The following is an 8,844-nucleotide window of genomic DNA, read 5'->3' on the forward strand; positions in this document are numbered from 1 at the left end:
TTTTTATGAACCGACCGCGGAAGAATGTGAAAATGTATATAATACTTTTTAATTTTATAAACGTAAAGATCTCAGGATCACTTATCCAGACTTGTCACAGTCATGTGTTGGTTGACAAGAACTTTATCTCATTAAGTGACGTGTAAATCGGGGCTTCTTTGGGTTTAGTGGAATAAAGTTGTTGTCACGGTCATTATTCGGAAACTATACCAACGTGACAGGCCTTCCGATGTCGGATGACAAGAACTTTAGCCGAATGAAGTCTGCTTGAATTGCGGGCTTTATTTATGATCGGATCAAGTTCTTGTCATTTGTCAGGTATCGGAAGTCAACATTATTGTTACATCAAAAGTCGCTTAAATTGCGGCTTTTTTTTGTTATGTACTAAGGTTCTTGTCATCAGTCGATGTCAAGATCAAGCGAGGTGAACCGTACCACAAATAGGGGGGGTTGGTGTGAATTCCTTATTGTGAGTGTGACAAGGAGGGTGTCTCTCTAACGGAAGCCTTATATAAATATAGAACTGGAAAATGGCGAGGCTTACGGAGTTAGAGATCGAAGAATATCTTTCAGATTCCTTTCATTCGGCTCTGTTATACTGCTTAAGGTCATAATTTTCGGTCGTTGGTGCGGTGGCCCACCAAGGTGAATACAGGAGTAGAAATGGAGATGGAAATGTTGAAAAAGCAGTTAGCCATATTATTAATCGTTTTGCTTGTGGGAATGCCTCTTTTGGGTTGGCCATTACGAGCCGAGGCCGCTTATGCCTTCAGTGGCGGGGGGGATGGCAGTCTGGGGAATCCTTACGTCATTCTGACTGCGGAGGATCTGGATAACATCCGGGGTACCTTGTTGTCCATGCACTTTAAGCTTGGTGCAGACATCGATCTGTCCTCGATTCCAAACTGGATACCAATCGGAACTTATCCTCTCAGCCCTTTTGGCGGGAATTTTGATGGCGGTCATTATACGATTAGCAACATGACCATCGATTCTTCTTTGCCACTTGTAGGTTTGTTCGGGTATGTTCAATCCGCTACGGCACTTACCAACCAAACAATCAAAAATGTGCGGTTGGAGAATGTGAATATAACGAGCCGTGGTTCAGCTGCTAACGTTGGAGGATTGGCAGGAATTGCCGATGCTTGGACTTTAGTGGATCGTGTTTCTGTGAGTGGTACAATAACCGGCGTAGGTCTTCCGTTGGTGGTATATCAGGGCAATCGACCAATACTGTATCCAACAGCGACGCGCATGTTCATATAAACGGCAATTTTGGTTCTGCAGGGGGATTAGTCGGGTACAGTAATAACGACATTACACAAAGCTATGCAACCGGCGATGTGAAAGTGACCGGCAGCCAGAATAAGGCTGGGGGGCTGATCGGATCGCATATTGGGGAAATATCCAACAGCTATGCAACCGGCCATATTATAGCTAGTAATGGCGATAGTTCTGTAGGTGGGTTGATCGGGGAAACCGGGAGAACCATTACGAACAGCTATGCGTCGGGGAAGCTGATTAAACCTTCCGGAACCGGATATATCGGGGGCTTGATTGGTGAAAGTAACAGTCCCTTCACCTATACCATCACCAAATCTTATTGGAATGCAACGGATAATCCGAGTCTAACCAACATGGGAACGAAGCCGGAAACGGACGGGGCGCTTCAGAAGTCTGACATGAAGGATATGATTACTTTAGGAGGTTGGAGCTCGACGATTTGGGGCATTCAGGGAGGGGTCAGTACCCCATACTTGAAGACCTTTTCGCCCGTGTTAAGGGTCGCGCCTATTTCAGCTACTTATTACACAGAGCCGGTCGGCAACGAGCTTCAGGTTTCGGGTCATGTCCGGGATGGAAGCATCGGTGAGCCTTTGACGATCAGCATAGAGATAAAAAATAGTACGAATGCAACGGTAACCGATTATGTATATGAAATGCCGGCTACAGGAGACAAGAAGACATTTACATGGCAAACGTTGATCGATGATCAACGTTACCCGGCAGGAGCGTATACGCTGAATATTAGGGTGAACGATGTTACCCGGCAGGAGCGTATACGCTGAATATTAGGGTGAACGATACGGTCGCGGGACATGAACAACAGCAATCATACCCATTCAATGTGCAGGATATAACCGTACCGTCTGTGCCGATCATCACGAGCCCGACGAGCGGACAGGTGATGGGGCAGTCCATGCCCACGATCAGTGGCACGGCAGAAGCTGGAAGCACGGTGACGGTTGTGCTGGACGGCAATGTGGCGGGAACGGCAACGGTGGATGTAAGCGGGAACTGGACACGGACGCTGTCATCGGCGCTGAGCGAAGGCGTGCACTCCGTGCAGGCGCGAGCGACAGACGCAGCAGGGAATGTGGGCTCGCTTTCGACAGCACGTGCGTTTACAGTGGATACGATCGCACCGACGGCAGCGGTTTCCAGCGCGGGAGGCGGCACCGTCAACGCACCATTCTCCGTAACCATCACCTTTAGTGAAGCTGTTCAGGGCTTTACGGAGAATGATATGGTCATCGAGAATGGATCCGTATTGAATTTGGTTACCGTGACCTCGACAACGTATTCGGCTACCGTGAGCCCGACGACTAGCGGGCAAGCCGTGAAGGTAAGGGTAGCTGCAGGGGCTGTAACGGATGCCGCGGGCAACCCTAATCCTCAGTCCAATACATGGCTTGTACAGTATGATACGATCAAGCCGGTTGCCGTATTCGGCAATTTTACGCAGGGCCAACTGTTTAATGTACCGCCTGCAGCGGTTACCGTTTCTGTCTACGAAGCGGTATATTGGATTGCCGGAGGAGCCCAGTTACATGCGGGGAATGCATTGCCGTTCATCAGCATGGAGAAGGACGGTGCAGCCTTTACAGCTTATACGGCAAGCTTTGATCCGCAAGCGCACGTATTCACCCTAAGTTTGAACGGCGCCGTGCAGGATGGGGAGTATGCAGTATTGGTAGCCGGGAATGTGGTGAGAAATGTATACCATAATATTCTCGATGCAGCTCGTGCAAGCTTTACTATCGATCAGACCCCGCCTGCGGCACCTGCACTCGTAACGCCAACGAACGGGCTACTGGCGAATACGAGCACACCGACGATCAGTGGAACAGCGGAGGCAGGAGCAGTGGTGACCATCCGGCTGGATGGAGCGGCTGCAGCGACGGTAACGGCATTAGGAGATGGAAGCTGGACATGGACGCCAAACGCAGTACTGGCCGAAGGTGCGCATACGGTGAGTGTAAGCGCAACGGATGCGGCAGGGAATACGGGTAGCTTTTCGACGGAGCATACGTTTACGGTAGATACGCAGCCTCCGGTTATCACGCTCCTGGGTGACGTTTCCCTTATCCTCACAGCAGGTGATGCATTTGTCGACCCTGGCGCGACGGCGGCCGATAGCTTAGAGGGGAATCTACCGGTTATGGCGACAGGCAGCGTAGACAATCAGACCCCGGGAACTTATCTATTGCGATACAACGTACAGGATAGCTCGGGTAATGCGGCTGCGGAAGTCACGCGAGAAGTCCATGTGAATGCCAGGAGAGGTAGTTCGGGCGGTCATTCGTCCAGTGTGGGTCCATCAGGAAATGCGGATCTCGAGCAGCTTAGGGTGAAGTCCGGCGGAAATGAACTGGGGTTAACCCCGGCATTTGCTGCGGGAATAACAAGCTACAGGGTCGAAACATCGGCGGCACAAGTAGAAATACAGGCGATCCTAGCAGATATAAATGCGGTCGTAACCCTGCGGAAAGAAACCTATACCGGGGCAAAATCAGTATCTCTTGACGAAGGGGACAATGGATTTGAGATTACCGTAAAAGCGGTGAACGGCACGATCAAGACCTACAGCCTGACGGTTCACCGTCAGAAGGTAGTTGAGACACCGCCAGTACCAGCGGTGAGTCAGATATGTATGTTTAGTGACATCAAGGGTCATTGGGCAGAGCTTCAAATTTGTGAAGCGGTGGGGAAGGGCATTGTAGAAGGTGATTCCAGGGTGGTATTCCGACCGCAAGGGCTGGTTACGCGAGTGGAATTTGCAGCTATGCTGCTGCGTATACAAGGAATCTCTCCCGGTCGGGGAGAAGCAGTCAAGCTGTCCTTTACCGATAACGATAGCATACCCGTTTGGGCAAAAGATACAGTAAGCAATACGGTGGAGAGCGGCATACTGGAGGGGTACCCTGACGGTACACTCCGACCGCAGCAGACGGTCAGCCGATCGGAAATGGCCGCCATGATGGCAAGGGCCATGAAGTGGAATATTGACCGTACACAAATAACTCCGTTTTCCGATGATGCGCAAATACCGGATTGGGCAAAAGGATACATCCATTACGCTTTTCAGCGCGGATTGTTGGAAGGACGGGAAGGCAATCCATTTATTCCGGAAGGACAAGCGACAAGAGCGGAAGCGGCAGTCGTCGTCCTCCGCTTGTGGAAAACATTACAATAATCGGCTGACCTGTCGGTATAGAATATTAGAATTTTGATTTGACCTACACAACTCACTTTTTTCTTACAAATGGTTAATGGACGATTCAGTAATACGTCTGCTTAAGACGATACGCGAGATGACGGGGGACAAAAGAATTAACTGTCCTGTATAACGATTATGTTCGGTTTCTTGTCCGGGAGCTTGGCATGCGTCCGTGCGAGGAACTGATTCATTTATACGACATACTGTTACGCAGGCTTAATGATAAAAAAATAATTTATGTTAGCTGACTTAGCCGCGAAGCCTTGATGCTGTGCGGTTTTTTTTCATTTTAAGGCCGGATCTTTCATTATTCTTTTATTTGGCCGTAGTACACTTATATTAGCGATAGATGATTTAGAAGCAAAATGCGATTTGTAAATATGAATACAGGAGTGAAAGATATGTTTGTTCAAAGGCCCCCCCGTTTAATGAGTACGATACTAAAAGGAGTTACGGTTCCTTTATTAGTGGGGTTAATGATGTTTTATTTATTTACGTCTTTGATAACGTCGCCTGTATTAGCCGATGGACCCGACGGAAGTTGGACGGAATGTGCTACAGAAGGCGCCAATTGCAGCTTTCCGGGGACGAAAGAAGTGCGATTATGGGGAACAGGTACCAATTACGGCTTTATTTCCAGAATATTCACGGATAGTACAGCTTGTACAGTTGGTGCTTTCGGTAATGATCCTGCAGTTGGAATTACTAAAAGGTGTTACTACCGTGACGTACAGTTTGATAGTGGAGTGACGGCAGTCGTTAGCGGGCTTAATAATAAAGTGACGTTTACATTTCATACATATGCTATACAGGCAGGTACTTTAGATGAGTTGAAGAGTAAGATTACAGTTAAAAAAACAGGTGCTTCTACCTATACAGCTCTAGGTGCAGAAGATATAGTTGCCAACCTAACATCTACGGCTACGTCGAGTACGCTTGAAATCAACTTCAAGGATCCGTTAGTTGGTATGGAGAACTCCATACAGATAGCTCCTGAGGCATTCAAGGATAGCAATGGCAGTTTAATAGTCATATCGGTTACGTCTTTATTAGTAGTAGGCGATACACCAGACGCCAGCTTTGGCTGGACGAATTGTGCTGCAGATGGACAAGTATGTGGATTTTATGGGAGGAAAGAAGTGCGATACTGGGGAACGGGCACTCCTGTACCTAATTATGGCTATATATCTAAAATCATTACAGGTAGTGGCGGTAATGTATGTACACTGTTTGCTTTCGGTACTACCGATCCTGCGCCGGGATCGACTAAAAGGTGTTACTACCGTGACGTACAGCTTGATAGTGAAATAACGACAGTCGTTAGCGGACTTAATAATAAAGTGACATTTACATTTCCGACATTTGCTAAACAGGCCGGCACTTTAGCAGAATTGAAGAGTAAGATTACAGTTAAAAAAACAGGTGATTCTGCCTACACAGCTCTAGGTGCAGAAGATACAGTTGCGAACCCGACAACTACGGCCACGTTGAGTACGCTTGAAATCAAACTTAAGGATACGTTAGTAGGTTCTGGAAACTCCATACAGATAGCTCCCGGGGCATTCAAGGATAACAATGGCCAGACCATATATATACCAGTTTCATCCTCTTTAACGTTGTTAGGCCTTGGGCCAGACGGTAGTATTGGTTGGACGGATTGTGCTGCAGATGGCGGAAAATGCAACTTTTCTGGAAGGAAAGAAGTGAGATACTGGGGAACCGGCGTTCCTGCTGTACCAGCAAATTATGGCTTTATATCTAATATTAGTACGGGTGGTATGAACTGTCCCTACTACTCTCTTGATCCTGCATATGGAACTGTTAAAAGGTGTTACTACCGTGACGTACAGCTCGATAGTGCAATGACAGCAGTCGTTAGCGGAACCAATAATAAAGTGACGTTTACATTTAATACGTATGCCATACAGGCAGGTACTTTAGCAGAATTGAAGAGTAAGATTACAGTTAAAAAAACAGGTGCTTCTGTCTACACAGCTCTGGGTGCAGAAGATACAGTTGAGAAACTTACATCTACGGCTACGTTGAGTACGCTTGAGATCAACTTCAAGTACCCGTTAGTTGGTTCGGAGAACTCCATACAAATAGCTCCTGAGGCATTCAAAGATAGCAATGGCAGTCTGATAGATTTATCCATTAAGTCTTCTTTAGCGTTGTTAGGCAATGGGCCAGACGGTAGCATTGGTTGGACATATTGTGCTGCATTTGGCGAGAATTGCGACTTTGTAGGGACGAAAGAAGTGAGGCTCTGGGGAATAGGCTCTCCGGCCCTGCCGGCTAATTATGGATTTGTAACTCGAAGTACCAGTAGAATAACATGTTCGCTACTTGCTTTCGGTACTACCGATCCTGCGCCGGGATCGACTAAAAGATGTTACTATCGTGACGTACAGCCCTATAGTTTAACGAATTCAGTCGTTAGTGGGCTCAATAATAAAGTGACGTTTACATTTGGTACGTACGCTATACAGGCTGGAACTTTAGATGAATTGAAGAGTAAGATTGAAGTTAAAAAAACAGGTGCTTCTGCCTATACATCTCTAGGTGCAGAAGATACAGTTGAGAACCCAACATCTGGTACGCTTGAAATCAACTTCAAAGACACACTAATTGGTTCTGAGAACTCTATACTGATAGCTCCTGGGGCATTCAAAGATAGCGATGGCAAGCCAATCAACTTATCGATTGCGTCTCCGTATTTAACATTAGTACCCACTGCACCTGACGGTAGCATTGGTTGGACTGAATGCGCTCCAGAGAACGGAAAATGTAACTTTTCAGGAAAGAAAGAAGTGAGATACTGGGGAACCGGCGCTCCTGCTGTACCCGCTAATTATGGCTTCATATCTAAATTTTTTACGGATGGTGCGCCATGTAATGGGACTATTTTCGGTAATGATCCTGCACCTGGAACTACGAAAAGGTGTTACTACCGTGACGTACAGCTTGATAGTGCAATGACAGCAGTTGTTAGTGGACCCAATAATAAAGTGACGTTTACATTTAAAACCTATGCCATACAGGCAGGCACTTTAGATGAATTGAAGAGTAAGATTACAGTTAAAAAAACAGGTGCTCCTGCCTACACAGCTTTAGATGCAGAAGATACAGTTGCTGCGAACACATCTACGTCTCAGTCGAGTACGTTTGAAATTAATTTCAAGGAATCAATGGTTGGTTCGGGAAACTCGATACAGATAGCTTCTGGAGCATTCAAGGATTGGTATGGCCAACCAATTAACACATCGGTTTCGTTTCCTTTAATATTATTACCCACTGCGCCAGACGGTAGCATTGGTTGGACTTATTGTTCTGAAGAAAACCAAAATTGCATTTTTTCTGGGATGAAAGAAGTGAGGTACTGGGGAACAGGTACTCTTTCTGAACCGAATAATATTGGATTTAAGTCCAATATTAGTATTGGTTATACGGCATGTACAACGAATGCTTTTGGTAATATCGATCCTGCACCGGGGGCTATTAAAAGGTGTTATTATCGTGACGTACAGCTTGATAATGGTGTGACGGCAGTTGTTAGCGAGCTCAATAATAAAGTGACGTTTACATTTCGTACATATGCTATACAGGCAGGCACTTTAGATGAATTGAAGAGTAAGATTACAGTTAAAAAAACAGGTGATTCTGCCTACACAGCTCTAGATACAGAAGATACAGTTGCGAACCTGACATCAACGGCTTACTCGAGTACGCTTGAAATCAACTTCAAAGTCGCACTAGTTGGTTCTGAGAACTCTATACGGATAGCTCCTGGGGCATTCAAAGGTAGCGATGGCAAGCCAATCAACTTATCGATTGCGTCTCCTTTTTTAACATTAGTACCCACTGCACCTGCATTGACCAACGCGGCCACGCCGAGCATCAGCACGCAGCCGACGGGCGTAACGGTGAACGAAGGCGCCAGCGCGCCACTGAGCGTAGCAGCTACGGTGAGTGACGGGGGAACGCTGAGCTACCAGTGGTATAGCAGCACCACAAACAGCTCCAGCGGAGGCACGCTCATCAGCGGCGCGGTTAGCGCATCATATGTAGTACCGACCACAACTGCTGGGACGACGTACTACTATGTCGTGGTGACGAACACAAACAACAGCGCGACGGGCAGCCAAACGGCCACGGCAACGAGTAACGTATCCACGGTAACGGTGAACGCGTTGACCAACGCGACGACGCCGAGCATCGGCACGCAGCCGACGGATCAAACGGTAAACATGGGGGGCAGCGCCACCCTGACCGTTGCGGCTAGCGGTGGAACCTCGCTTAGCTACCAGTGGTACAGCAACACGACCAGCAGCAATAGCGGTGGC

General features: G+C 47.4%; 3 protein-coding genes and 2 pseudogenes. All 5 read left to right on the forward strand.

The features are described 5' to 3' along the window. Window positions 1-669: 669 nt before the first annotated feature. Entirely contained in the window at window positions 670-1,266 is a 597-nt protein-coding gene (locus tag OB236_RS00810) for a M26 family metallopeptidase (RefSeq protein WP_262682151.1), read from the forward strand. After that, a pseudogene (locus OB236_RS39965) lies at window positions 1,263-1,340 on the forward strand (hypothetical protein); the annotation flags it as partial. The gene OB236_RS00810 and the pseudogene OB236_RS39965, both read left to right, overlap by 4 nt. A 9-nt stretch (window positions 1,341-1,349) precedes the next feature. Next, window positions 1,350-2,069, forward strand: a complete 720-nt coding sequence (locus OB236_RS00815; RefSeq protein ID WP_262682152.1) for a GLUG motif-containing protein — start codon at window positions 1,350-1,352, stop codon at window positions 2,067-2,069. Window positions 2,070-2,077: 8 nt separating this feature from the next. After that, entirely contained in the window at window positions 2,078-4,477 is a 2,400-nt protein-coding gene (locus OB236_RS00820; RefSeq protein WP_262682154.1) for an S-layer homology domain-containing protein, read from the forward strand. Between the two features lie 425 nt (window positions 4,478-4,902). After that, window positions 4,903-8,844: pseudogene (locus OB236_RS00825) on the forward strand (immunoglobulin domain-containing protein); the annotation flags it as partial.

It is taken from the genome of Paenibacillus baimaensis (genome assembly GCF_025567575.1).